The 24,848-nt window shown below is 69.9% G+C and carries 23 protein-coding genes; 12 read left to right on the top strand and 11 right to left on the bottom strand.

The window, feature by feature from the left end; translation table 11 throughout:
* Window positions 1–192 precede the first annotated feature (192 nt).
* From map to IEY81_RS19775, 3 genes are read right to left on the bottom strand one after another with little or no spacing between them, the layout of a single operon-like run.
* Window positions 193–960, bottom strand: a complete 768-nt coding sequence (map, locus tag IEY81_RS19785) for a type I methionyl aminopeptidase (RefSeq protein WP_189120207.1) — start codon at window positions 958–960, stop codon at window positions 193–195.
* Between the two features lie 37 nt (window positions 961–997).
* Window positions 998–2,248 carry an RNA polymerase sigma factor gene (locus tag IEY81_RS19780; protein WP_229788015.1) on the bottom strand — a complete coding sequence of 417 codons (1,251 nt, stop codon included), beginning with the start codon at window positions 2,246–2,248 and terminating at the stop codon, window positions 998–1,000.
* Window positions 2,245–2,688, bottom strand: a complete 444-nt coding sequence (locus IEY81_RS19775; protein WP_189120206.1) for a YciI family protein — start codon at window positions 2,686–2,688, stop codon at window positions 2,245–2,247. Before IEY81_RS19775 ends, IEY81_RS19780 begins: the two co-directional genes overlap by 4 nt.
* Before the next feature lie 267 nt (window positions 2,689–2,955).
* Here IEY81_RS19775 and IEY81_RS19770 point away from each other — a divergent pair, with 267 nt between their 5' ends.
* Window positions 2,956–3,807, top strand: coding sequence for an oxidoreductase (locus IEY81_RS19770; RefSeq protein WP_189120205.1), 852 nt, complete (start codon window positions 2,956–2,958; stop codon window positions 3,805–3,807).
* Window positions 3,808–3,852: 45 nt separating this feature from the next.
* Window positions 3,853–4,470, top strand: coding sequence for a TetR/AcrR family transcriptional regulator (locus IEY81_RS19765; RefSeq protein WP_189120204.1), 618 nt, complete (start codon window positions 3,853–3,855; stop codon window positions 4,468–4,470).
* A 12-nt stretch (window positions 4,471–4,482) separates the two neighbouring features.
* Here the strand turns inward: IEY81_RS19765 and IEY81_RS24330 are convergent, their stop codons facing one another.
* From IEY81_RS24330 to IEY81_RS19750, 4 genes are read right to left on the bottom strand one after another with little or no spacing between them, the layout of a single operon-like run.
* Window positions 4,483–4,830, bottom strand: coding sequence for a type 2 periplasmic-binding domain-containing protein (locus IEY81_RS24330; protein ID WP_229788014.1), 348 nt, complete (start codon window positions 4,828–4,830; stop codon window positions 4,483–4,485).
* Window positions 4,827–5,210, bottom strand: a complete 384-nt coding sequence (locus IEY81_RS24325; RefSeq protein WP_229788013.1) for a transporter substrate-binding domain-containing protein — start codon at window positions 5,208–5,210, stop codon at window positions 4,827–4,829. Before IEY81_RS24325 ends, IEY81_RS24330 begins: the two co-directional genes overlap by 4 nt.
* Complete coding sequence (locus tag IEY81_RS19755) at window positions 5,203–6,153, bottom strand: D-2-hydroxyacid dehydrogenase family protein (protein WP_189120203.1); 951 nt, start codon at window positions 6,151–6,153, stop codon at window positions 5,203–5,205. The genes IEY81_RS24325 and IEY81_RS19755 overlap by 8 nt, the downstream gene beginning before the upstream one ends.
* 9 nt (window positions 6,154–6,162) lie before the next feature.
* Complete coding sequence (locus IEY81_RS19750) at window positions 6,163–6,888, bottom strand: hypothetical protein (RefSeq protein WP_189120202.1); 726 nt, start codon at window positions 6,886–6,888, stop codon at window positions 6,163–6,165.
* Between the two features lie 119 nt (window positions 6,889–7,007).
* Between IEY81_RS19750 and IEY81_RS19745 the strand changes: the two genes are divergently transcribed.
* Complete coding sequence (locus IEY81_RS19745; RefSeq protein ID WP_189120201.1) at window positions 7,008–7,640, top strand: ClpP family protease; 633 nt, start codon at window positions 7,008–7,010, stop codon at window positions 7,638–7,640.
* On the top strand, window positions 7,637–8,251 hold the full coding sequence (locus IEY81_RS19740) for a ClpP family protease (RefSeq protein ID WP_189120200.1): 615 nt from the start codon (window positions 7,637–7,639) through the stop codon (window positions 8,249–8,251). The genes IEY81_RS19745 and IEY81_RS19740 overlap by 4 nt, the downstream gene beginning before the upstream one ends.
* Before the next feature lie 9 nt (window positions 8,252–8,260).
* Here IEY81_RS19740 and IEY81_RS19735 read toward each other — a convergent pair whose 3' ends face one another.
* The gene (locus IEY81_RS19735) at window positions 8,261–8,581 is read right to left on the bottom strand and encodes a helix-turn-helix domain-containing protein (RefSeq protein ID WP_189120199.1); all 321 of its coding nucleotides are present in this window, start codon (window positions 8,579–8,581) and stop codon (window positions 8,261–8,263) included.
* Window positions 8,582–8,843: 262 nt separating this feature from the next.
* Between IEY81_RS19735 and IEY81_RS19730 the strand changes: the two genes are divergently transcribed.
* On the top strand, window positions 8,844–9,314 hold the full coding sequence (locus IEY81_RS19730; RefSeq protein ID WP_189120198.1) for a hypothetical protein: 471 nt from the start codon (window positions 8,844–8,846) through the stop codon (window positions 9,312–9,314).
* A 103-nt stretch (window positions 9,315–9,417) separates the two neighbouring features.
* Window positions 9,418–9,915, top strand: a complete 498-nt coding sequence (locus tag IEY81_RS19725) for a hypothetical protein (protein ID WP_189120197.1) — start codon at window positions 9,418–9,420, stop codon at window positions 9,913–9,915.
* Window positions 9,916–9,919: 4 nt separating this feature from the next.
* Here the strand turns inward: IEY81_RS19725 and IEY81_RS19720 are convergent, their stop codons facing one another.
* Window positions 9,920–10,603, bottom strand: a complete 684-nt coding sequence (locus IEY81_RS19720; protein WP_189120196.1) for an MBL fold metallo-hydrolase — start codon at window positions 10,601–10,603, stop codon at window positions 9,920–9,922.
* Window positions 10,604–10,752: 149 nt separating this feature from the next.
* Here IEY81_RS19720 and uvrA point away from each other — a divergent pair, with 149 nt between their 5' ends.
* Together uvrA and IEY81_RS19710 are read left to right on the top strand one after the other, a co-directional pair.
* On the top strand, window positions 10,753–13,719 hold the full coding sequence (uvrA, locus tag IEY81_RS19715; RefSeq protein ID WP_189120195.1) for an excinuclease ABC subunit UvrA: 2,967 nt from the start codon (window positions 10,753–10,755) through the stop codon (window positions 13,717–13,719).
* Between the two features lie 22 nt (window positions 13,720–13,741).
* Entirely contained in the window at window positions 13,742–14,161 is a 420-nt protein-coding gene (locus tag IEY81_RS19710) for a Rieske (2Fe-2S) protein (protein ID WP_189120194.1), read from the top strand.
* 194 nt (window positions 14,162–14,355) lie between these two features.
* Here the strand turns inward: IEY81_RS19710 and IEY81_RS19705 are convergent, their stop codons facing one another.
* Together IEY81_RS19705 and IEY81_RS19700 are read right to left on the bottom strand one after the other, a co-directional pair.
* Complete coding sequence (locus tag IEY81_RS19705) at window positions 14,356–15,639, bottom strand: tetratricopeptide repeat protein (RefSeq protein ID WP_189120193.1); 1,284 nt, start codon at window positions 15,637–15,639, stop codon at window positions 14,356–14,358.
* Between the two features lie 60 nt (window positions 15,640–15,699).
* On the bottom strand, window positions 15,700–16,752 hold the full coding sequence (locus tag IEY81_RS19700; RefSeq protein WP_229788012.1) for a LacI family DNA-binding transcriptional regulator: 1,053 nt from the start codon (window positions 16,750–16,752) through the stop codon (window positions 15,700–15,702).
* Between the two features lie 179 nt (window positions 16,753–16,931).
* Here IEY81_RS19700 and IEY81_RS19695 point away from each other — a divergent pair, with 179 nt between their 5' ends.
* The 4 genes from IEY81_RS19695 to IEY81_RS19680 are packed head-to-tail and all read left to right on the top strand — an operon-like array spanning window position 16,932 to window position 24,820.
* Complete coding sequence (locus tag IEY81_RS19695; RefSeq protein ID WP_189120192.1) at window positions 16,932–20,936, top strand: GH92 family glycosyl hydrolase; 4,005 nt, start codon at window positions 16,932–16,934, stop codon at window positions 20,934–20,936.
* 57 nt (window positions 20,937–20,993) lie between these two features.
* On the top strand, window positions 20,994–22,967 hold the full coding sequence (uvrC, locus tag IEY81_RS19690) for an excinuclease ABC subunit UvrC (RefSeq protein WP_189120191.1): 1,974 nt from the start codon (window positions 20,994–20,996) through the stop codon (window positions 22,965–22,967).
* A gap of 3 nt (window positions 22,968–22,970) precedes the next feature.
* Window positions 22,971–23,837, top strand: coding sequence for an RNase adapter RapZ (gene rapZ, locus IEY81_RS19685; RefSeq protein ID WP_189120190.1), 867 nt, complete (start codon window positions 22,971–22,973; stop codon window positions 23,835–23,837).
* A 2-nt stretch (window positions 23,838–23,839) separates the two neighbouring features.
* Complete coding sequence (locus IEY81_RS19680) at window positions 23,840–24,820, top strand: gluconeogenesis factor YvcK family protein (protein WP_189120189.1); 981 nt, start codon at window positions 23,840–23,842, stop codon at window positions 24,818–24,820.
* Window positions 24,821–24,848 lie beyond the last annotated feature (28 nt).

The raw sequence follows: 24,848 nt of genomic DNA, 5'->3' as shown, positions 1-24,848 counted from the left end.
CGTCGGCCGAGACGGCAGGTACGTCGGCCGAGACGGCAGGTACGTCGGTCGAGACGGCAGCGGGCTGCCATCTCGACCGACCGAAGCGACGTCTCGGCCGACCAAGGTGCCATCTCGGACGACAGAACTGACGTCTCGGCCGTCACAGGTGCCGTTTCGGCCACCATAACTGACGGCTCGGCGGGGGAGTGATCAGTCGCGGGCGGTGAGGATGAGGGGGCCGTCGTCGGTGACCGCGACGGTGTGCTCCATGTGGGCTCCGCGGGAGCCGTCGACGCTCCGGAGGGTCCAGCCGTCCTTGTCGGTGTAGATCTCGTCGGTGGTGTGCAGGAACCACGGCTCGATCGCGATGACCAGGCCGGGCTGCAGCTTGAAGCCGCGGCCGGGGCGGCCGTCGTTGGCGATGTGGGGGTCGCCGTGCATGGTGCGGCCGACGCCGTGGCCACCGAACTGGGTGTTGATCTTGAGGCCCTTCTCGCGCGCGACGCTGGCGATCGCGTGGGAGATGTCGCCGACCTTGTTGCCGACCCGGGCGGCGTCGATGCCGGCGGCGAGCGCCTGGGTGGTGGTCTCGATGAGGTCGAGGTCCTCCTGGCGCGGGGTGCCGACGACCACGGAGAGGGCGGAGTCGGCGACCCACCCGTCGACGCTGGCGGCGAAGTCGACGCTGAGCAGGTCGCCGTCGGCGAGCTTGTAGTCGAAGGGCAGGCCGTGCAGCACGCCGTCGTTGACCGAGGTGCACAGCACCTTGCCGAACGGCATCGCGCCGAAGCTCGGGTGGTAGTCGATGTAGCACGACTCCGCGCCGCGGTCCTTGATCATCTTGTGCGCGAGCTCGTCCAGCTCGAGCAGGTTCACACCCACGGCGGCGTGCTCGCGGAGAGCTGTCAGGACATCGGCCACGAAGCGGCCGGCAGGCTTCATCTGCTCGATCTGGGTCGGCGTGCGCAGTTCGATCACAGAGACAGCCTAGCCAGAGAACGGTTCTCAGTAGGCATCAGCAGCGCGCATCGCGCAGCGCCGCGGCCTTCGAGATCAGGAAGCGCCGCTCGGCGAGGTTGGTGGCCCGCGCCGCGGCCAGGTCGTACGCAGCGGCAGCACCGTCCAGGTCGCCCGCGAGCTCCAGCAGGTGGGCGCGCACGGCCGGCAGCCGGGGATGGTCGGCGAAGCCGGCATCCCCGTCAGCAGCGCGGTCGCGGACCAGTCCGTCGATCAGCGCGAGCGCGGGGACCGGGCCGTCGGCGTACCCGACCGCCACCGCCTTGTTGAGCGTCACGATCGGCCCGGGAGCCACCTTCTCCAGCAGCCCGTAGAGCGCGGCGATCTGCAGCCAGTCGGTCTCCTCCGCGGAGGCGGCGCGGTTGTGCAGCGCGGCGATGGCGGCCTGGATCTGGTAGGTGCCGGGACGCCCGGTGCCGACGATCGAGTCGACCAGCGAGATGCCCTCCCGGCTCGTCTCGCGACGCCACAGGCTGCGGTCCTGGTCGGCGAGCGGCACCACCGCACCGTGAGCGTCGACTCGGGCAGGCCGGCGGGCGTCGAGGAGCAGCATCAGAGCCAGCAGCCCACCGAGCTCACCATGGGCGCTCCCGGTCATCCGGGCGAGCGCGCGGTGGGCCATCCGGGTCAGCCGGATCGCCTCCGCGCACAGGTCGACCCGCTGCAGGTGCTCACCCTCGGACGCGACGTACCCCTCGTTGAAGAGCAGATAGAGCACCTTCAGCATCGCCGGGATCCGGGCGGCGAGGTCGGCGGTGCCGTCGATGCCGAGCGAGCGGCCCTTGAGCGTCGCCTTCGCCCGCGAGATCCGCTGCGCCATCGTCTTCTCCGGGACGAGGTAGGCGCGCGCGATCTCCCGGGTGGTGAGCCCGCCGACAGCCCGCAGGGTCAGCGCGACCGCCGACGCCGGAGTGAGGCTGGGGTGGCAGCACAGCAGCAGGACGTCGAGCGAGTCGTCGGCTGCGTACGTCTCCTGCCCGTCGGGCTCGGCGAGCCGGTCGGCCCGCTCGCGGTCCCGCCGGCGTGCCTCGCTGCGCTTGGCGTCGACGAGCCGGCGCACGGCGGTGGTGATCAGCCAGCCGCGGGGCTGCTCGGGTACGCCGCGCTCCGTCCAGATGCGCAGCGCCTCGATCAGGGCCTCCTGGACGGCGTCCTCGGCGGCGTCGAAGTCGCCACAGCGCCGGGTGACCACGGCGACGACCTGCGGCGTGAGGTCACGCAGCAGGTCGTCGGGGATCGACGCGCTCACTCGATGTTCGCCTCGCCGAAGGCGATGGTGTCCTCGAGCGCGGAGCCGTCGATGCCGTGGTACATCCGCCGCACCTGGATCGGCTGCTGGATCGCCCGACCGCCGGCGCCGGGCGCAGCGGAGTAGAGCCCGGCGATCTCCAGGGCGCGCTCCTCGGTCTCGGCATCGACGATCATGTAGCCGGCGACCCACTCCTTGAACTCCTGGAACGGACCGTCGGTCACGGTCTTGTCGGTGCCGTCGGAGGTCACCACGAACGCCTGGTCTGGTGGCGTCAGCGCCTCCACGGCCACCAGCTCGCCGGACTCGGTCAGCGCCTTGTTGAGCGCCTCGTAGTAGCTCATGTGAGCCTGCACCTCGTCCGGCTTCCAGCCGGCCATCCCGCCGGGAGTCTCGTCGTTGCCGCTCTGGTAGTCGAGGATCATCAGGTAGCGAGGCATGTCTTCACCTTTCCACTTCGAGCGCTCCTGGTGAGCGCCATTCGTGAAGGGAACGGAGCCGGAGGCCGGATAACTACACGCTCCGGCGACATTTTTCGACGTTGGTTTCTCGCCGCGCTGAAGGCCTACGACGAGCAGCTGCGAACCGATGCCGAGACCGCCGGGGCGGTGTCGGTGACCCGGCTCGCGTGCCTCCGCAACGGCTTACTTGACACAGCGTCGATTTTAAGTCGACACTGTGTCAAGTAAGAGACCAGTGGAGGAACGATGAAGACATTTCTGATCACCGGCGTGAGCAGCGGGCTGGGGCGCGCGTTCGCGACCGCAGCGTTGGACGCCGGCCACCGTGTCGTCGGCACGGTGCGTAGGAGCAGTGACGCGACCGACTTCGAGGCGCTCGCCGCCGACCGCGCCCACGCGCGCCTGCTCGACGTCACCGACGACGACGCGGTCGGCGCCACGATCGCCGACGTCGAGTCCACCGTCGGACCGATCGACGTGGTGATCGCGAACGCCGGCTACGGCGTCGAGGGTGTCTTCGAGGAGACGCCGCTGGCGGAGATGCGAGCGCAGTTCGCCACCAACGTCTTCGGTGTCGCGGCGACCCTGCAGGCAGCGCTGCCCTACATGCGGAAGCGTCGCAGCGGTCATCTGATGGTGGTGACCTCGATGGCCGGTCTGATGGCCGTCCCGGGGATGTCCGCCTACTGCGCCAGCAAGTTCGCGGTCGAGGGCATGCTGGAGAGCCTGCGCAAGGAGGTCGCCTCCTTCGGGATCCACGTCACCGCGATCGAGCCGGGCTCCTTCCGCACCGACTGGGCAGGCCGCTCGATGACCCGCGCGGAGCGCACCATCTCCGACTACGACGACCTGTTCGAGCCGATCCGGGCTGCGCGGCTGAAGGCCGACGGCAATCAGCTCGGCAACCCGGTCAAGGCGGCCGAGGCGGTGCTGGCGATACTGGAGGAGCCGCAGCCGCCGGCCCACCTGGTGCTGGGCTCCGACGCGCTGAGGCTGATCGGCGCGGCGCGTACGGCCGTCGACGACGACATCCGGCAGTGGGAGGAACTCTCCCGGAGCACGGACTTCGCCGACGGCGCCCAGCTCGCCGCCACGTAGGCCACCACCTAGGCCACCTCGCAGAAACGACAGTCAGGGGAGACGGTGACCAAGTCCTGGCCCTCGCGCCGAACGGCGCCGGCGGTACGCAAGGGGGACCTGCGCGAGCAGCAGATCCTGGACTCCGCCGAGGAGCTGCTGGCCACGACCGGCTATGCCGACGTCACGGTCGGTGACATCGCCGAGGCGGCCGGGATCACCCGCGGGGCGCTCTACTTCTACTTCGGCTCCAAGCAGGAGGTGCTCGCGGCGCTGGTCGCGCGCACCGCGCAGGTGCTGCGGGAGAAGTCGGCCGGTGCCGCGCGTGACGAGAGCCGGTCGGTCGAGGAGTCCATCAGCGTCGCGCTGGAGGTCACCGCCCAACTCTGGCGTGAGCACGGGCTGGTGATGCGCATGGCCGTGGACCTGGCCTCGACGGTCCCGGCCATCGACCAGGTCTGGGCCGAGGCCGCCGAGGTCTCCATCGAGGCGATCGCCGACGTCCTGCAGCGCGGCGGGGTCCCGGCCGGTACGGCCCCCACCGATGCACAGGCGCTGGCCCGGGCGCTGTGCTGGATGATCGAGCGCAGCTTCTACCAGGCGTCCAAGATCTCGACGGGTGCGCTCGACGAGGCCAGGCAGACCTGCACCGCGATCTGGCTGCAGGCCGCGACCCCGCGCTGAGCGGCGTCCGCGCTAGACGCGGCGCGGGGTCGCGACGGTGGCGTCCTGCCCGGATCGGGCCAGCGACTCGGCGATCCGTCCGTCCGACTTCAGCTCCTCGACCAGGTCCTGAAGGAAGTCCACCGTCTCCGGGCTGTGGTCCCGACCGGTCGCCACGGCCTGGCGGATCTGCATGAAGCGCGGCTCGAGCAGTCGTAGCCCGGGATCGGCGGTGACGTGCCGGGTCAGCGGCTGCCGGATCCCGGCGGCGACCTCGAGCCCGTGCTCGCGGAAGACGTCGATGCCGTCGGTGCCGCGGACCACCTCGGCGTTCCGCAGGCTGCGGGTCAGGAACAGGTCGTAGGCCGAGCCCTCCTTCACCCCGACACGTACGCTACGCCGGGACGGTCGACGTCGTCGGCGCTGCGGATCGGGGAGTCGGCGGGGACGGCGTAGACGCCTTCGATGAGGACGTACGGCTCGGTGAACTCGACCTCGGCCGCCCGCGCGGGCTCGACGGCGAGGAACGCGATGTCGGCGGCGCCGGTGCGCAGCGCCTCGAAGGACTTCCGCGCGGCGTCGAAGCACTGGAGCGAGACCGGGACGCCGAGGCGCCGCGCGACCTCTCGGGCGATGTCCACGGTGACGCCCGCCGGAGCGTCGAGGGTGCCTTGGGCGAGGACGGGGTTGCCGAGGTTGATCGAGGCGCGCAGCGTGCCGGTCGGGGCCAGCTCGGCAGCCCGGGGGAGCGGGTCAGGCATCGGACTCCTTCGGCGTGAGGGTGCGGACCGGGTCCCCGGCCAGCCAGGCGGCGATGTCCTCGACCGCGCCGCCGTAGAAGCGGCGGTAGTTGTCCTCGGTGACGTAGCCGAGGTGAGGCGTCGTGACCACGTTCGGGAGATGGCGGAGCACGTCGTCGGCCGGGAGCGGCTCGACGTCGAAGACGTCCAGGCCGGCGCCGGCGATCGTGCCGGAGCCGAGGTGAGCGACCAGCGCGTCGGTGTCGACGAGCCCGGCGCGGGAGGTGTTGACCAGGTGGGCGGTGGGCTTCATCGAGGCCAGCTCGGCGTGTCCGACGACGTGTCGGGTGGCCTCGGAGAGGACCAGGTGGAGCGAGACGATGTCACTGGTCGCGAAGAGCGTCGCCTTGTCGACCGCCCGCACCCCGACGGGCTCGGCGCGCTCGGCGGTGAGATGGGGGCTCCAGGCGATCACGTCCATCCCGAACGCCTGCCCCACGGCCGCGACCCGGCTGCCGATCTTGCCGAGCCCGACCAGGCCGAGGGTGCGTCCGTGCAGGTCGGTTCCGACGGTCCGCTGCCAGCCGTGGCCGGTGGTCTCGGTCACGAGATGGCGGGTCAGCGCGTGGATCAGCGCCCAGGTCAGCTCGACCGGCGGGTGCGGGCTCGACTCGGTGCCGCAGACCGTGACCTGCTGCCGTGCGGCGGCCGCCAGGTCGATCGAGGCGTTGCGCATCCCGGTCGTGACCAGCAGCTTCAGTGCCGACAGCCGCTCCAAGACGGCGGCCGGGAACGGCGTACGCTCCCGCATCGCGACCACGATCTCGACTCCGTCGAGCGCCTCGACGAGCGCGTCCGGTTCGAGGTGGCCGGTCAGCGAGGTGACCTCCACTCCATCGAGCGAGTCCCATGCGGCGTACGTCGTCGCCACGTCCTGATAGTCGTCCAGAATCACGCAGCGCACGACCGCAACCTATCGGCTCGGCCTACCGTTCGGCCTGCCGCGCCACAGCAGGTGACCGGGCACGAGGTCGAGGAACGTGGTGAGGTCGGCGAGACGAGCGTCCAGCTGGTCCGCTCGCGCCGGCCCGTCAACGACCATGACCAACCAGGTGCCGTCGAACTGGTAGCGCGCTCCGGTGCGGAGCAGGTGCGCGCGCATCTCGTCGTGAAGCACCGCCGTGGAGAAAGACCTGCGGGTCGTCTCCACGGCGTAGGCGCGCTCGAACGGGCCCGCGGTGCGGGAGCGCAGCCGGGACAGCGGGCCCGCCGGCCGGGGCACGGGTCGGAGGTGGAGCCACGGGTGGAGGTGGTCGAGATCGAACGCGACCACGTGGAGCCGCGCGGTCTGATGCCGGTAGACGTGAGGCTCGATCGAATGGCGCGACCATGACCGGTGCTCGTAGGAGAGGAACGACAGTCCCGCATGGGTGCCGGTGACCACATGCACCGCCCGGGGTTCAGGAGTCAGCGCGTCCATGCTTGTCGGCATCGCTTGAAAACGCGCCGGGAGATCCTCGTCCTCGACCGTGTAGGTCCAGCCACGGCTCGCGCAGAGGGCCTCGTGGGCGGCGTCCACGGAAGGACGACCCAGACGGCGAGCCTTGAGTCCCGTCGTCGTCGAGACCACGGCAGCGTAGAGGGAGTACGCGACGAGTGCAGCAGCCAGGACGTGGACGACTTCGAGGTCGGCGAGCATGGCTGAGAGTGTGCCGCAGCCTCACCGAGGGCGGAGCGATCCGCGGGATCTGCCGTGGGCAGATCTGCCCACGGCGGATTCGCTGGAATGCGGCGGACGACTGGATCAGGCTCGGCAGCATGACCCAGACACCCATCACCGCCGGGCCGCTCGACGAGCAGCTGACGGCGCGGCTGCAGAATCAACGGATCATCGTGCTCGGCCAGGAGGTCGACGACGCGATCGCCAACCGGATCTGCGCCCAGCTCCTGTTGCTGAGCGCCGAGGACCCGCACCGGGACATCTCCCTCTACATCAACTCGCCAGGTGGCTCGGTGACGGCCGGGATGGCCATCTACGACGTCATGAACCTCATCCCCAACGACGTCTCCACGCTCGGCATGGGCATGGCTGCAAGCATGGGGCAGTTCCTGCTCACCGCCGGCACCCCGGGCAAGCGCTACGTCCTGCCCCACACCGAGGTGCTGCTCCACAAGGGGTCGGCGGGCATCGGCGGCTCCGCGGCCGACATCGAGGTGCAGGCCGCTCGGTTGGCGCGGATGACCGAGCAGATGCTGCGCATCACCGCCGCCCACACCGGGCAGAGCGTCGAGCAGATCGACCAGGACTCGCTGCGGGACCGATGGTTCACCGCGGAGGAGGCCCGCGACTACGGTTTCGTCGACGCGGTGCTCGACGACGTGCAGTCGGTGACGCCGGTGCAGCAGCGCAGCGCCGCCTTCGGCCTCGCCGCGAGCGGAGGCGCGCGATGAGCTCCTATACGATCCCGTCCGTGGTGGAGAAGACCCAGCACGGCGAGCGGGCGGTCGACATCTACAGCCGCCTCCTCTCCGACCGCATCGTCTACATCGGCACCCCGATCGACGACGGCGTCGCCAACGTCGTCATCGCCCAGCTGCTCCACCTGGAGTCGGAGTCGCCCGACTCCGAGATCAACCTCTACCTCAGCTCGCCGGGCGGCGACCCGACTGCGATGTTCGGCATCTACGACACGATGCAGTTCATCCGCGCCTCGGTCGCCACCACCTGCGTCGGTCAGGCGGCCGGCTCGGCCGCGGTGCTGCTGGCGGCGGGGGAGCCGGGGCGGCGTACCGTCCTCCCGCACGCGCGGGTGGTGCTGCAGCAGCCTGGCCAGGACGGTCAGCGCGGCGACGTCACCGACCTGCAGGTCGCGGCGAAGGAGATCGGTCGGCTCCGGGCCGAGATGGACACGCTGCTCTCGCGGCACACCGGCCACGACACCGACCAGATCCACGCGGACACCGAGCGCGACCGGGTCTTCGGGGCCGAGGAGGCGGTGGCGTACGGGCTGGCGGACGCCGTGCTCGAGAGCCGCAAGCTCGCTGTGGCGCAGGCGCTCTGAGCAGGCAGGTCAGGCGGCGAGAGCCATCGGGCCAGCAGGGCGGGCGCCCGCACGAAGCGTGCGGGTGACCCGCTCGGTGAGGTCGACGAGACCGAGGCCGAGCGCGCCCCCGACGGCCTCGAGGACCTCGGAGCTGGGCTCCTTGCGACCGCGCTCGATCTCGGAGAGATACTGCGTCGAGACCCCGGCGTCACCTGCGACGTCGGCCAGCGTGCGCTCCTGGTGGGCGCGTTCCTCGCGGATCACCTGTCCCGCGGCCTCACGCCACAACGGCGCCGGCTTGTCGTCGTCCGGCGACGGGGGGCCGGGAAACCTGATCACTTCGCCCATGTCGACACCTTAGCGCCGTGGACCGCATCCGGGCGGGCGTTCGCGCCGGGCGAACAGAGCCGCGACCTGGGGTTATATCGGTCGAACGATAGATGACGTTGACTTGCCAACGAGCTTCGACACTCCGATAGTGGTCGCACAGTTTGGATCGTTGTGGGTCTACTGTGCACGACCAGAGAACTTGTCGAGTCGTTGGTATCACGGGGGAATCGTGTTGCATCGCAAGCAGATCGCTGTAGCTGGAATGGCAACCGGACTGGCCATGACAAGCATCGGGATCGGGGGTCTGATCGTCGGCAACGCGGGTGCCGAGGAGCCCGTGCAGGGCTACGTCAAGAGCGAGGGGTCGGGCGTCGACCTGATCTCACCGGTGTCGCCGGTGGCGCCGCTGGAGAAGAAGTCGACCAGGCCGACCCAGCCCATCCCGGACACCTGGGCGCCGGGCAGCGAGGCGCCGGAGGTCGTGGAGTCCGAGCCGGCTGCTCCGTGGTCCGCCTCGGAGTCCTCCGACGGCTCCATGTCGCCGGTCCCGGCCCGTCCCACCCATGTTCCCTCGACGCCGCTGCCCACCGACGAGCCGGGCAGCCCCTCGACCTCGCCGAGCGAGTCGCCCAGCGAGTCGCCGACCGAGAGCGAGAGCCCGAGCGAGGAGCCGAGCGACACCGGCTCGCCCTCGCCGACCGAGTCGCCGTCCGAGGAGCCCTCGGACCCCTCCGAGCCGCCGAGCGAGTGACCTCCAGCTCCTGCGGATGATGCCCCGGGGAGGGTAACGCCCGGGGCATCGCTGCCCTACGCTGTCCGCCACACCAGCGCGGGGCAGGTACAGGGAGCGGATTGTGCAGAGCAAGCAGGTCGCTGTCGCGGGCATCCTCACCGGCATGGTCCTGACGGGTCTCGGGGCTGTGGTCCTCGTCGGTGGGCTGGCGGAGGCCGAGGAGCCCGACCGCGACCCGTCGCCCGGTCACGAGGAGATCGGCACCGGCCTCGTCGACGTCGACCCGTTGCCGCCGCTGGCGCCGTCGGAGCCGGTAGGCGAGCCGTCGTCCGGCTCGACATCCCGTCCGGGCGGGATCGCCGTGGACGAGCATGAGGGCGAGACGTACGTCCCGGGCGAGACGAGCTCGACGGTGATCGATGAACCCGCCGGACCCAAGCGCACACGCGAGCCGGAGCCGGACGGCCCCGGAGGGTCGACACCGACGTCCGGTCCCACGCCCACGCGCGACCCGAAGCCGACGACGGAGCCCTCCGAGACCACAGAACCGACCGAGGAGCCGATCCCGACCGAGACGCCCACGGAGACGACCGATCCGCCACTGGTCGAGGTCGGCTAGCAGGTCACCAGCCGCGCTCGCGCCACTCGGCCAGGTGTGGTCGCTCCGCGCCGATCGTGGAGTCGTCGCCGTGGCCCGGGTAGAACCAGGTGTCGTCGGGGAGGGTCGCGAAGATGCGCTCCTCGACGTCGTCGAGCAGCTGGGTGAAACGTACGGGGTCCTTCTGGGTGTTGCCCACGCCGCCGGGGAAGAGGCTGTCGCCGGTCCACAGGTGCGGCGAGCCCTCGGGGTTTCGGTAGAGGAGGGCGACCGAGCCGGGCGTGTGACCGCGCAGCGCGATGACCTCCAGGGTGCACTCGCCGACGGTGACGGTGTCGCCGTGGGAGAGCGTGCGCGAGATCGGTACGCCGGTGGCCTCGGTGATCGCGGCGGCGTCGGGCTCGCCGGCGAGGGTGGTGGCGCCGGTCGTGGCGGTGACCTCGGCCAGGGCCCGGTGGTGGTCCCAGTGCTGGTGGGTGGTGACGACGGTGGCCAGCTCCTCGCCGATCAGAGGGAGGAGCGTCTCGGGCTCCGCGGCCGCGTCGACGAGGAGCTGCTGGCCGGTGCGGCGGCAGCGTAGCAGGTAGCAGTTGTTGGACATCTGCGCGTCGACGGCGACCTTGGTGACGGTCAGACCGCCGAGCTCGCGCACGTCGGCCGGGCCGCCCGGTTTCACAGCGCCTGTATAAGTGGTAGGGGCATCGCTCATGCGTCTATGCAAGCACGTCGGACACAGCCGGAAGTAAAATGTCGGTGGTCCGTGAGAGGGTGCCATCAGGGAGTCTTCCCAGCGCCGTATGCTACGAACACATGTTCGACGCGGTAGCGCGATGCGATAGCACTTGACGAGGAAAGAACGTGGCGGAGCACCAGCTGATCATCCGGGGAGCCCGGGAGCACAACCTGAAGGACGTCTCCCTCGACCTGCCTCGGGACTCGATGATCGTGTTCACCGGCCTGTCGGGGAGCGGCAAGTCGAGCCTTGCGTTCGACACCATCTTCGCCGAGGGCCAGCGACGCTATGTCGAGTCGCTCTCTGCGTACGCACGCCAGTTCCTCGGGCAGATGGACAAGCCCGACGTCGACTTCATCGAGGGGCTCTCGCCTGCGGTCTCGATCGACCAGAAGTCGACCTCGAAGAACCCACGGTCGACGGTCGGCACCATCACCGAGGTCTACGACTACCTGCGTCTGCTCTACGCCCGCGCCGGCCGGCCGCACTGCCCGGTCTGTGGCGCCCCGATCGAGCGGCAGACGCCGCAGCAGATCGTCGACCACGTGCTCACCCTGGAGGAGGGCCGCCGCTTCCAGGTGCTCAGCCCGGTGATCCGGGCCCGCAAGGGGGAGTACGTCGAGCTCTTCAGCCAGCTGCAGCAGCAGGGCTACTCGCGCGTGCGCGTCGACGGCGAGACCCACCAGCTCGATTCGCCGCCCAAGCTGGAGAAGCAGAAGAAGCACACCATCGAGGTGGTCATCGACCGGCTCGCGGTCAAGGAGTCTGCCAAGCGCCGCCTGACCGACTCGGTCGAGACCGCGCTGGAGCTGGCCGGCGGCCTGGTCGTCTTCGACTTCGTCGACACTGGTGAGCAGATGAAGTTCTCCGAGCGGATGTCGTGCCCCAACGACCATCTGCTCGACACCGACGAGCTCGAGCCGCGGTCCTTCTCGTTCAACTCGCCCTTCGGTGCGTGCCCTGCCTGCACCGGCCTCGGCACCCGGATGGAGGTCGACCCCGAGCTGGTCGTCCCCAACCCGGGCGCCACGCTCGCCGAGGGTGCCCTGCAGCCCTGGTCGCAGGCTCACGTCGCCGACTACTTCCTGCGCCTCCTGGAGGCGCTCGGTGGTGAGCTCGGCTTCGACCTCGACACCCCGTGGGAGGCGATCCCGCCTGCCGGTCAGAAGGCGATCCTCGACGGTCACGGACGCAAGGTGCACGTGGTCTCGGTCAACCGCTACGGCCGTCGCCGTGCCTACGACGCCCAGTTCGAGGGCGTACGCCGCTGGGTGGAGCGCCGCCACAAGGAGGCCGAGTCCGACACCACCCGGGAGCGCTTCGAGGGTTACATGCGCCAGGTGCCGTGCCCGACCTGCAAGGGCACCCGCCTCAAGCCCGTCTCGACCTCGGTGACGCTGGGGGAGCGGAGCGAGGGCGGCCTCAACATCGCCGAGCTGTGCGCGCTGCCGATCAACGAGGCCGCCGCGTGGCTCGACCAGGTCGAGCTCAGCGGCCGCGAGCGGCAGATCGCCGAGCAGGTGCTCAAGGAGATCCAGGCCCGGTTGCGGTTCCTTCTCGACGTCGGCCTCGACTACCTGTCGCTGGAGCGGCCCTCGGGCTCGCTCTCCGGCGGTGAGGCCCAGAGGATCCGGCTGGCGACCCAGATCGGCTCCGGGCTGGTCGGCGTCCTCTACGTCCTCGACGAGCCCTCCATCGGCCTCCACCAGCGCGACAACCACCGCTTGATCGAGACTCTCGAGCGGCTCAAGCGCCTCGGCAACACCCTCATCGTCGTCGAGCACGACGAGGACACCATCAAGGTCGCCGACTGGGTCGTCGACATCGGCCCCGGCGCCGGTGAGCACGGCGGTCAGGTGATCCACTCCGGCACCGTCGAGGAGCTGCTCGCCAATGAGCACTCGATGACCGGCCAGTATCTGGCCGGCCGACGAGAGATCGCCGTTCCGGCCGTGCGCCGCCCGCGCACCGCCGGCCGCGAGCTGACCGTGCACGGTGCCCGGGAGAACAACCTCAAGGACATCGACGTCACCTTCCCGCTGGGACTCTTCCTCGCGGTGACCGGCGTCTCCGGCTCGGGCAAGTCCACGCTCGTCAACGACATCCTCTACACCGCGCTGGCCAAGGAGTTCTACCGCTCCCGCACCGTGCCGGGCCGCCACACCAAGATCTCCGGCCTGGACAACGTCGACAAGGTGATCCACGTCGACCAGTCGCCGATCGGCCGCACCCCGCGCTCGAACCCGGCGACCTACACCGGCGTCTTCGACCACATCCGCAAGCTCTTCGCCTCCACGCCGGAGGCCAAGATGCGGGGTTACCTGCAGGGCCGGTTCTCGTTCAACGTCAAGGGCGGCCGCTGCGAGGCCTGCTCGGGTGACGGCACCATCAAGATCGAGATGAACTTCCTGCCCGACGTCTACGTCCCGTGCGAGGTCTGCCACGGCGCTCGCTACAACCGCGAGACGCTCGAGGTGCACTACAAGGGCAAGTCCATCGCCGAGGTGCTCGACATGCCGATCGAGGAGGCGGTCGACTTCTTCGCCGCCGTCCCCGCGATCGCGCGCCACATGAAGACGCTGGTCGAGGTGGGCCTGGGCTACGTGCGTCTCGGTCAGCCGGCGACCACCCTCTCCGGTGGCGAGGCCCAGCGCGTGAAGCTCTCCGCCGAGCTCCAGAAGCGGTCCACCGGCAAGACGCTCTACGTTCTCGACGAGCCCACCACCGGCCTCCACTTCGAGGACATCCGTAAGCTCATCGGGGTGCTCTCCTCGCTGGTCGACAAGGGCAACACCGTGCTGGTGATCGAGCACAACCTCGACGTCATCAAGACCGCCGACTGGATCATCGACATGGGTCCCGAGGGCGGCAACCGCGGTGGCACCGTAGTCGCGGAGGGCACCCCCGAGGCCGTCGCCGAGACCCCTGGCAGCCACACCGGAGCCTTCCTCGCCCCGCTGCTCGACGGTAAGGGTGCCGAGCAGCCGCCGGCCGAGCCGGTGAAGGCGAAGCCGGAGCCGGCCAAGAAGACGGCAGCCAAGAAGAGCGCAGCGAAGAAGAAGCCGGCGCGCAAGAAGGTCAGTGCGTCCTGACCCGGCGCCTATCCTGTACGCCATGAGTGGATCTCGAATCACCCGTCGCAAGGTCGTCGCCGGCTCCGCGGTGACCGCGGTCGGGGCACCTCTTCTGGCCGCGTGCGGTGGCGGTGACGAAGCGACCGACGGTTCTGGCGGTTCGGATTCCGGAAGCGGACCCCTGATCGCGACCAGCGAGGTACCGGTCGGTGGCGGTGTGATCGTCGCCGACCGCAACCTGGTCGCCACCCAGCCCACCGAGGGCACCTTCAAGGTGTTCTCAGCGGTGTGCCCTCATCAGGGCTGCTCGGTCACCAAGGTCACCGACGGCACCATCGACTGCCCCTGCCACGGCAGCCGTTTCTCCATCGAGGACGGCTCGGTCTCGCAGGGCCCGGCGAGGTCGCCGCTCGAGGAGGTCACCTTCGAGGTCACCGGCGGCGAGATCGTCCCCAGCTGACCGACCCCACGTCCTGCCGAGAAGTCGGCCGTGCAGGTCGAGGCGTCACGTACGCAGGCTGAGTGGGCAGTTCGCTGCCCACTCGGTCAACGCAGGTGACGCCTCGGCCAACGAGGTGACGCCTCGACCGACCGGGCTGACGTCTCGACCGACCGGGGTGACGCCTCGACCGACCGGGCTGACGCCTCGGCGGGTCAGATTCGCGCGAGCGCCTGGGCGCGCCAGAGCTCGTCGCGCGGTGAGCGGCGGCGGTCGAGGCGGGCGTCGAGCAGGACTCGTGCCTCGTCCCAGCGGTCGGCGCGGAGCAGGGCCGCGATGCGGGCCTCCTCGATGATCTCGCGCTGGGCGTCCGAGCCGCCGAGCCGGCGGATCGAGGGGGCGAGGGCGGCGAGCCGGTCGGCGGCGGCCGAGTAGTCCGCGCGTGCCATCAGGCCGAGCGCATCGGCGAGCGGGGAGACGACGGTGGCCATGGTCGGGTGTACGTGGCCGGCGGCCCAGGAGCGCAGCTCGTCGAGCGCGACGGCGTCGCCGGTGGCGAGATGGGTGACCGCGGTGTGCATGGCCAGGAACGGCGTGGCGGGGCGGGTCATGGTCTCGCGGCCGGTGACGCGTACGACCTCGGCGATGTCGGGTACGTCCTGGGCGCCTGGCGTGAGCGCCCAGCGGAACAGCAGCGACCCGGAGTCGACCAGAGCCCGGCAGCCGAGGGCGTGACCGGGCTGGAGCTGGGTCTCGTAGCGGCGGCGTACCGCTTCCATGTCTCCCAGCGAGAGCTCGTGGAGCGCGGCGTGCCAGGAGAAGTGGGAGAGCGAGTCGATCTCGGCGCCGTCACCGAGCACCCACGACGACATCCAGGCGAGACCCGCCTCGTGGTCACCGGTCTCGTAGTGGGCGTGGGCGCGGGCGTGGGCGGAGTGGCCGGCTCCGGGCTCGACGGCCAGCGACGAGCAGGAGAGCGACATCGCGTCGTCGAAGCGGCGCTGCTCCTGACGGATGAAGGCCAGCAGTCCGGCGAACCACCAGTCGTCGCCATAGGCCGGCGCCGCGCGCTCGACGATCGCCCAGGCCTCCTCGGGCACCTCGGTGGCGCCGGCGAAGGCGATGGTCGGGACAGCGGTGGAGAGCAGCAGGGCGTCGCGCGGGAAGGCCGCCAGATGGTCGATCAAGGGCCGTGGGTTGCCGCCGATGTGGGAGGCGACCGCGTGCACGTGGCTGCGCTCGCGCTCGGTCGCACGACGGGCGTGGAACTGTGCCTGCTGGAGCCGCGCGGCGACGTCGACGGGTGCGCACATCTCGTGACCGAGCAGCGCGAGCGCCGCGTGGCCGAGGGCGAAGGTCGGGTCGAGCACGATCGAGGCCGCGAACGAGGACAGCGCGCCGTCGCGAAGACGCAGCACGTCCAGCAGCCCTTGGGAGTAGGCCTTGGCAGCTTCGTCGCTGGTGGTCAGCGAGTATCCATAGCGATCACGACACGGCACATAACAATACTAGACCACTAGACTTTAAAACCCAGCCCGACTCGGCGGATTTCCCCATTGTCAGGGAGGCGGGATCTCTCCGGAGCCGCGAGCGATCAGCCGGGTGCCGATCGTGATCGTCTGGGTCGGCCCGGACGCGTCGCCGGCGGCGTCTCCCGGCGGGCCACCGGTGATCCGCTGGAAGAGCAGCCGCGCGGCGGCGGCGCCCATGGCGGCAGGGTCCTGGGCGACCACGGTGAGCCCCGGCTGGAGGAGATCGCCGAGCTCGAGATCGTCGAAGCCGACCAGCGCGAGCGAGGCCTCGCGACGGGCGAGCTCGCGGAGCACGCTGACGGTGGTGCGGCTGTTGCCGCAGAGCAGGGCGGTGGCAGGGGAGGGGCCCGCGAGCAGGCGGTCGAGCGCCGCGGCGGTGGACTCGGGATTCGGTGGAGCCTGGGTGACCAGCTCGTCGGAGAAGTCGATGCCGGCGGACTCCAGTGCCTCGCGATAGCCGCGCAGGCGCTCGCCGGCGGTGTAGATCTCCGGGGCGTCGCCGATGAAGCCGATGCGGCGGTGTCCGTGGGCGAGAAGATGGTCGACGCCGCGGCGGGTGCCGCCGGTGTTGTCGGTGAGCACCATGTCGGCCTCGATGTCGCCGGGCGGACGGTCGACGAAGACGACCGGGATGCCGGCGCGCATCTCGGGGAGCAGATAGGAGTGGCTGGCGCCGGCGGGCACCACGATGAGGCCGTCGACGCGCCGTTCGCAGAATGCGAGGGCCAGCTCGCGCTCCCGGGCGGGGTCCTCTGCCGACGAGCCCGCGAAGACCATCGTCCCGTGCTCGCGGGCGACCTCCTCGACGGCGCGGGAGAGGATCGAGTAGAACGGGTCGGCGACGTCTTCCAGGAGTAGCCCGACGGTGCCCGAACGGCCCTGGCGGAGTCCACGGGCGCCGGCGTTCGGGCGGAAGCCGAGCTCTGCGATCGACTCGAGCACGGCCGTACGCAGGGTCTCGTTGACGTTGGCCTCGCCGTTGACCACGCGTGAGACGGTCTTCAGGCTGACTCCGGCTGCCGCGGCGACGTCCTTCATGGTCGGTCGGCGCTGCTGACGGGTCGAGTCGGGTGATGCCACGTGCTCAGAGTAGACAACGAACCGCCGACGACAACGATGTCTCAGGTCACGCCGGAGTGGCGCTCGAAGTCGTCAACTGCGACAGCAAGTCGCGCGTAAATCCTTCGCAAACCCGATTGACAACGTTGTCAGGCAACGGTTCCATCTTCGATGGCCCCCATGTGAAGGAGATCACACCGATGCATCGTTGGGACGCACCCCTGAGAACCAGAGGCCGGGCTCGGCGCCTGGCCATCCTGATCGCCGCGTCGGCGGCGCTGACGATCACGATGAGCGGCACCGTGCCCGCGCTCGCGACCCCGGAGACAGAGCCGAACGCAGAGTCGACCGCGGAGCCGACCGCCCCGAAGAGCGACACTGCGGACCCTCAACGAGCCGCCGACGGCGGCGACTGGTCGACCTCCTTCGAGGAGGACGATCCGCAGCCCACCTGGGCCGATCTCGTCGACACCGACGAGGACGGCGAGCCGCGCACCGAGGGCGTGGCCGGCCCCGACCCCTCGGGCATCCCCGGCGACATCGCCGAGCACATCACCGGCGTCGGCGCCAGCGGTGAGAACTCCGGTTCCGGCGAAGGAGCGGCCGAGCTCGTCGACGGCGACATCAACACCAAGTGGCTCACCTTCGAGGCCACCGGCTGGGTGCAGATCGATCTGGACGAGCCCACCCGCGTCGTCAGGTACGCCCTCACCTCGGCCAACGACGCCGCCGAGCGTGACCCGAAGAGCTGGGTGATCCAGGGCTCCGCCGACGGCCAGACCTGGACCGACCTGGACAACCGCGCCGACCAGTCGTGGGAGGAGCGCTTCCAGACCCGAGAGTTCGAGATCGCCTCGCCGCAGGCCTTCTCCCACTACCGCATCGACATCTCAGCCAACCATGACGGCGATCTCCTCCAGCTCGCCGAGTGGCAGCTCTCCGACGGCTCCGAGCCCCCGCCGCCGCTCGAGAACATGACCAGCCATCCCGACGACGGCCCCGCCTCGGCGTACGCCGCCAAGACGAAGGTCGGCTTCACCGGCACGCACGCCTTCGAGTACGCCGGCAAGGTCACCGGCGAGAAGGGCCACTCCTACAACCGCGTCTTCGACGTCGACATCCCGGTCGGCAAGAAGACCGAGCTGTCCTACCTGGTCTTCCCCGAGTTCGTCGAGGGCGACCTGAGCTACCCGAGCACCTACACCGCCGTCGACCTGGCCTTCACCGACGGCACGCTGCTCTCCGAGCTGGGCGCGCTCGACGCGCAGGGCTACGTACTCTCCCCGGAGGGGCAGGGCGAGTCGAAGTCGCTCTACACCAACCAGTGGAACAAGAAGGCGTCCGTCATCGGCGAGGTCGCCGCCGGCCGCACGATCGACCGCATCCTGGTCGGCGTCGACGTGCCGAGCGGTCCGACGAGGTTCCGTGGCTGGTACGACGACATCGCGATCACCGCGTCTCCGGAGAAGCCGGAGGTGACCAGCCGGGTCGACTACGCGCTCACCACGCGCGGCACCCAGTCCAGCGGCGCCTTCTCGCGCGGCAACAACATCCCCGCGACCGCGGTCCCGCACGGGTTCAACTTCTGGGCGCCGATGACGGATGCGAGCTCGCTGAACTGGTTCTACCGCTACCACCAGGACAACGACGCGAAGAACCGCTCCAGCCTGCAGTCGCTGACGCTGAGCCACGAGACCAGCCCGTGGATGGGCGACCGGCAGACCTTCCAGGTGATGCCGTCGGCCGCCGAGGGCGTGCCGAACCCGGGCCGGAAGGCGCGGGCGCTCACCTTCGAGCACGAGAACGAGACCGCTCGGCCCTATTACTACGAGGTCGACTTCGACAACGGGCAGAGGGCCGAGATCGCGCCGACCGACCACGCCGCGGTCTTCCGGTTCACCTACCCAGGTGACTCCGCGAGCCTCGTCTTCGACAACGTCGACAACCGCGGCGGCCTCACCCTCGACCCCGAGGCCGGCACGCTGTCCGGCTTCACCGACACCCGCAGCGACCTGTCCAACGGCGCCAGCCGGATGTTCGTGTACGCCACCTTCGACCAGCGGGTCGCCGGCGGCGGCAAGTACGCCGAGGGGGAGCGCCCCGACGTCCAGGGCCACCTCGAGTTCGACCCCGGCGCGGACCGGACCGTGACGATGCGCATCGCCACCAGCCTGATCGGCATCGATCAGGCCAAGCGCAACCTCGAGCTCGAGGTCGCCGACGCGTCCTTCGACACGGTCAAGGACCGGGCGAAGGCGCTGTGGCAGGACAAGCTCGACGTCCTCGACATCGAGGGCGCGACCAAGGACCAGAAGACCACCGTCTACTCCAACCTCGCGCGGCTCTTCCTCTACCCCAACTCCGGCCACGAGAACACCGGCACCGCGGAGGACCCGGTCTGGAAGCACGCCATGCAGTCGACCTCCGACGACACCATCCCGCCGGGCACCACGCCCGACCACACCGGGGCGGAGATCAAGGACGGCAAGGTCTATGTGAACAACGGCTTCTGGGACACCTACCGCACCACCTGGGCCGCCTACTCGCTCTTCGAGCCGAGCCAGGCCGCGGAGATGGTCAACGGGTTCGTGCAGCAGTACAAGGACAACGGCTGGATCTCGCGCTGGTCCTCACCGGGCTACGCCAACCTGATGACCGGCACCAGCTCGGACGTCTCCTTCGCCGATGCGTACGTCAAGGGGGTGAAGGGCATCGACGCCGAGGCCGCCTACGCGGCCGCGGTGAAGAACGCCACCGTGCGTCCCCCGGGCAGCGCGAACAACTCCAACGTCGGCCGCAAGGGCCTGCAGCGCTCGCTGTTCCTCGGCTACACCCAGGCGGCCGTGAGCGAGGGCGTCTCCTGGGCGCTGGAGGGCTTCATCAACGACTACGGCATCGGCAACATGGCTGCCGAGCTCGCCGAGCGTGACGGCCTCTCGAAGGCGGAGCGCAAGCGCCTGCGCGAGGAGTCGGAGTACTTCCTCAACCGGGCCCGCAACTACGTCAACACCTTCGACGACCGGGTCGGCTTCTTCCAGGGCCGCAACGTCGACGGCACCTTCAAGAAGTCTCCGGCCGAGTACGACCCGCTGGTGTGGGGCAGCGACCACGACTACACCGAGACCGACGGCTGGAACTTCGCCTTCCACACCCCGCAGGACGGCCAGGGCCTGGCCAACCTCTACGGCGGTCGCAAGGGTCTCGCGGAGAAGCTCGACACCTTCTTCGCCACGCCGGAGACGGCCGAGCACCCCGGTTCCTACGGCGGGATCATCCACGAGATGCGCGAGGCCCGGGACGTACGCATGGGGCAGTGGGGCTTCTCCAACCAGGTCAGCCACCACATCCCGTGGATGTACAGCTACGCAGGCGAGCCCTGGAAGACGCAGGAGATCGTCCGCGAGACCCTGCGCCGGATGTACACCGGCTCCGAGATCGGCCAGGGCTATGCCGGCGACGAGGACAACGGCGAGACGTCGGCCTGGTACCTCTTCTCCTCGCTCGGTCTCTACCCCCTGCAGATGGGCAGCGAGAACCTGGTCATCGGCTCGCCGCTGTTCACCAAGGCGACCCTGCACCTCGAGGGCGGCAAGGACCTGGTGATCAAGGCGCCGAAGAACAGCCTCGAGAACATCTACGTCCAGGGCGTCGAGATCGACGGCAAGCGGTGGGACAAGACGTACGTCTCCCACCAGGAGCTCGCCGACGGCGGCACCATCGAGTTCGACATGGGTTCGAAGCCGTCGCGCTGGGGCACCTCGCCGAAGTCGGTGCCACCGTCGCTGACCACCGGGTCGAAGCCCGCGAAGCCGATCGCCGACCGCTCGGGTGCGGGCAAGGGGACGGTGACGACGAGCGGGAGCGACGGCGAGACGCTGGTCGACGACGACTCCGGGACGCAGACGACCGTCGCCGGTGACGGCTGGGTCGAGTACCGCTTCTCCGGGAAGCGGCCGCCGGTCTCCTTCTATACCCTGACCAACGGCGCAGAGGGCGGTTCCCCGAGCGGCTGGGTCGTCAAGGGGTCGAACGACGGCAAGCGGTGGAAGGTGCTCGACCGGCGCTCGGAGGAGGAGTTCGACTGGCAGCAGGCCACCCGGCCGTTCAAGCTCGGGTCGGCCTCGAAGTTCCAGCGGATCCGGATCGAGTTCACCGGCCCGGCGCAGGAGCAGATCACGCTCTCGGAGGTGGAGCTGCTCGGCTAGCTGACGCCGGGGACACGTGCCGCCGGCCTGTCGGTGCTCGCCGATAGGCTGGCGGACGTGCCCGATCCGCAGAGCTACCGCCCGAAGGCTGGCGACATCCCCACCCAGCCAGGGGTCTACCGGTTCCGCGATCCGAAGGGGCGGGTGATCTATGTCGGCAAGGCGATCAACCTGCGCCAGCGGCTCGCGAACTACTTCCAGCCGATCCCGAGCCTCCACCCGCGTACGGCGACGATGGTCACCACCGCCGCCAGCGTCGAGTGGACGACCGTCAACAACGACATCGAGGCGCTCCAGCTCGAATACACCTGGATCAAGGAGTTCGACCCGCGGTTCAACGTCAAGTACCGCGACGACAAGTCCTACCCGTGGCTGGCGGTCACCGTGGGGGAGGAGTTCCCGCGGGTGATGGTCGGCCGCGGCGCCAAGCGCAAGGGCACCCGCTACTTCGGCCCCTACGGTCACGCCTGGGCGATCCGCGAGACCGTCGACATCCTGCTGCGCGTCTTCCCGATGCGCTCGTGCTCCAACGGCGTCTTCAAGCGCTCCCAGCAGATCGGCCGGCCCTGCCTGCTCGGCTACATCGACAAGTGCACCGCTCCGTGCGTCGGCAACATCTCGCCGGAGGAGCACCGCGACATCGTCGACGACTTCTGCGACTTCATGGCCGGCCACACCTCCACCTTCATCAAGCGGATCGAGAAGGAGATGTACGCCGCCTCCGAGGCCCTCGACTTCGAGAAGGCCGCGCGGCTGCGTGACGATCTCGGCGCGATGCAGCGGGCCCTGGAGAAGCAGGCGGTCGTGCTGGGTGACGGCGCCGACGCCGACGTGATCGCGCTGGCCGAGGACCCGCTCGAGGTCGGCGTGCAGATCTTCTACGTACGCGGCGGCCGCATCAAGGGCCAGCGTGGCTGGGTCGCCGACCGGATGGACGAGGCCGACACCGCCGGCCTGGTCGAGCACTTCCTGCTGCAGCTCTACGCCGGTGAGGATGCCGCGGCGATCCCGCGTGAGATCCTGGTGCCGGCGCTGCCGTCCGACCACGAGACGCTCGAGGAGCTCCTCTCCGACGTCCGCAAGGCGAAGGTGCGGATCCGGGTGCCGCAGCGTGGCGACAAGAAGACGCTGCAGGAGACCGTCGCGAAGAACGCCCAGCAGGCCCTGGCGCTCCACAAGACCAAGCGGGCCAGCGACCTCACCACCCGCAACCGGGCGCTGGAGGAGATCCAGGAGGCGCTCGAGCTCGACGAGGTTCCGCTGCGCATCGAGTGCTACGACATCTCCCACCTGCAGGGCACCGAGATTGTGGCCAGCATGGTCGTCTTCGAGGACGGCCTGGCCCGCAAGTCCGAATACCGGCGGTTCATCATCAAGGGCCAGGACGGCTCCGACGACGTCCGGGCGATGCACGAGGTGATCACTCGAAGGTTCAAGCGGCTGCTCGATGAACAGTCGACGGCGGTCGTCTCCACCGAGGAGGGCGCCGACGGGCCCATGCTGGTCGACCCCGAGACCGGCCGGCCGCGCAAGTTCGCCTACGCCCCGGGGCTGGTCGTCGTCGACGGTGGCGCGCCCCAGGTGGCCGCCGCCCAGCGGGCCCTGGCCGAGCTCGGCATCAACGACATCCCGGTCGTCGGGCTGGCCAAGCGGCTGGAGGAGGTCTGGGTGCCCGACGAGGAGGACCCGGTCATCCTGCCGCGCTCCTCGGAGGGGCTCTACCTGCTCCAGCGGGTCCGCGACGAGGCCCACCGGTTCGCGATCACCCATCACCGGGGCCGCCGCAGCAAGTCGATGGTGGAGAGCCTGCTCGATGACGTACCCGGCCTCGGGGAGGTGCGCCGCAAGACGCTGATGAAACACTTCGGCTCGCTGAAGAAGCTGCGCGCCGCGACGGTCGAGGAGATCGCGCAGGTGCCCGGCATCGGGCCGAGCACGGCGACGGCCATCAAGACCGCTGTGGAGCAGACGGCGAAGAATGGCAAGGTGGGGGCCATCAACGTCACCACCGGCGAGATCATCGAGGAGTAGGTCATGCACAAGGGGGAGGTCGTCGTCATCACCGGCATGACCGGTGCTGGGCGGAGCACCGCCGCCAAGGAGCTGGAGGACCTCGGCTACTACGTCGTCGACAACCTGCCGCCGAGCCTGCTCTCGCAGGTGGTCGAGCGGGTCGACGCCGCCCGCGGCCCCGAGCAGCCGGTGGCAGTCGTCACGGACGTACGCTCCGGCTCGTTCTTCGCCGAGCTCGAGGAGATCCTGGCGAAGGGCGAGACCGGGCGGCGGACCACCCTGGTCTTCCTCGACGCCGCCGACGACACCCTGGTCCGGCGCCAGGAGGCCGCCCGGCGGCCACACCCGATGCAGAAGGGCAACGAGCGGCTGCTGGACGCGCTCGAGCGGGAGCGGGTCGTGCTGGCCAGCCTGCGCGGCGCCGCCGACCTGGTCATCGACACCACCCAGCTCAACGTGCACCAGCTGACCGCCCGCATCGCCGAGGCGTTCGGCACTCCCGAGCGGACGACGCTGAAGGTCTCGGTGGTGAGCTTCGGGTTCAAGTACGGCATCCCGGTCGACGCCGACTTCATGGCCGACATGCGATTCCTGCCCAATCCCCACTGGGTCCCGGAGCTGCGAGGTGGCAACGGACGCGACAATCCCGACGTCGCCTCCTACGTCTACTCGCGCCCTGGTGCGGAGGAGTTCCTGAGCGGGTATGTTCCGGTGCTCATCGGAGTGACCAAGGGCTACCTCCACGAGGGAAAGAGGTTCATGCGCGTGGCGATCGGTTGCACGGGCGGCAAGCACCGCAGCGTGGCGATGGCGGAGGAGATCTCCAGGCGTCTGCGAGACGCCGGCCTCGACGCGAAGGCGATCCACCGAGACCTCGGGCGGGAGTGAGCGTGACCGGGGCCGACCGCCCGGGGGCAGATGCCCAGGCCGTCGTCGCCCTGGGGGGAGGGCACGGACTGCACGCGTCACTGAGCGCGCTGCGACTGCTGGTCGACGACCTGACCGTCGACCAGCTCACCGCGATCGTCACGGTCGCCGACAACGGCGGCTCCAGCGGGCGGCTGAGGCGGGAGTTCGGCGTGCTGCCGCCGGGCGACCTGCGGATGGCGCTGGCCGCCCTGTGCGGCGCCGACCTCTGGGACGACACCTGGGCGCAGGTGCTCCAGCACCGGTTCGCCGGCGAGGGTGAGATGCGGGGCCACAGTCTCGGCAACCTGCTGATCGTGGGCCTGTGGGAGCAGCTCGGTGACCACGTCGAGGCGCTCGACTGGGTCGGCCGGCTGCTGGGTGCGAAGGGCCGGGTCCTGCCGATGGCGCTGGTGCCGATGGACATCGTCGCCGACGTACGCGGCCTGGTGCCGGGTGCTCCCGCGGAGCTCTCCTCGGTGCAGGGTCAGGTCGAGGTCGCCAGCACCGATGGCATCATCGAGTCGATCCGGCTGATCCCCGACAACCCGCCGGCCGCCCCCGACGCCGTGAAGGCGATCCACGAGGCGGAGTGGGTTTTCCTGGGGCCGGGCTCGTGGTTCACCTCGGTGCTCCCGCACCTGATGGTGCGGGCGCTGCGCGAGGCGCTGGTCGCCACCTCCGCGAAGATCGTGGTGGTGCTCAACCTCGGCGAGCAGCCGGGGGAGACGACCGGATTCGGGCCGGCCGAACATCTCTCGGTGCTCCTCGAGCACGCACCTGACCTGCGCATCCACACCGTGCTCGTCGACTCCTCGCTCGACGGGCTCGACGAGCTGGGGAAGGTGGCCGAGACCTGCGGTGCGCGGGTCGAGGTGGCCGACGTCGCCCTCGGCGACGGCACCCCTCGCCACGACCCGGAGCGGCTCGCCGCGGCGTACGCAAGGGTGATCGGCGCGGGCTGACCGCACGCCTCCGGCCTCATCCGGAGCG

Origin of the sequence: Nocardioides luteus, from assembly GCF_014648595.1 — a bacterium.
GTDB lineage: Bacteria > Actinomycetota > Actinomycetes > Propionibacteriales > Nocardioidaceae > Nocardioides > Nocardioides luteus.
The sequence above is the reverse complement of the archived record's forward strand: the minus strand, read 5'-3'. Positions and strand labels throughout refer to the sequence as shown.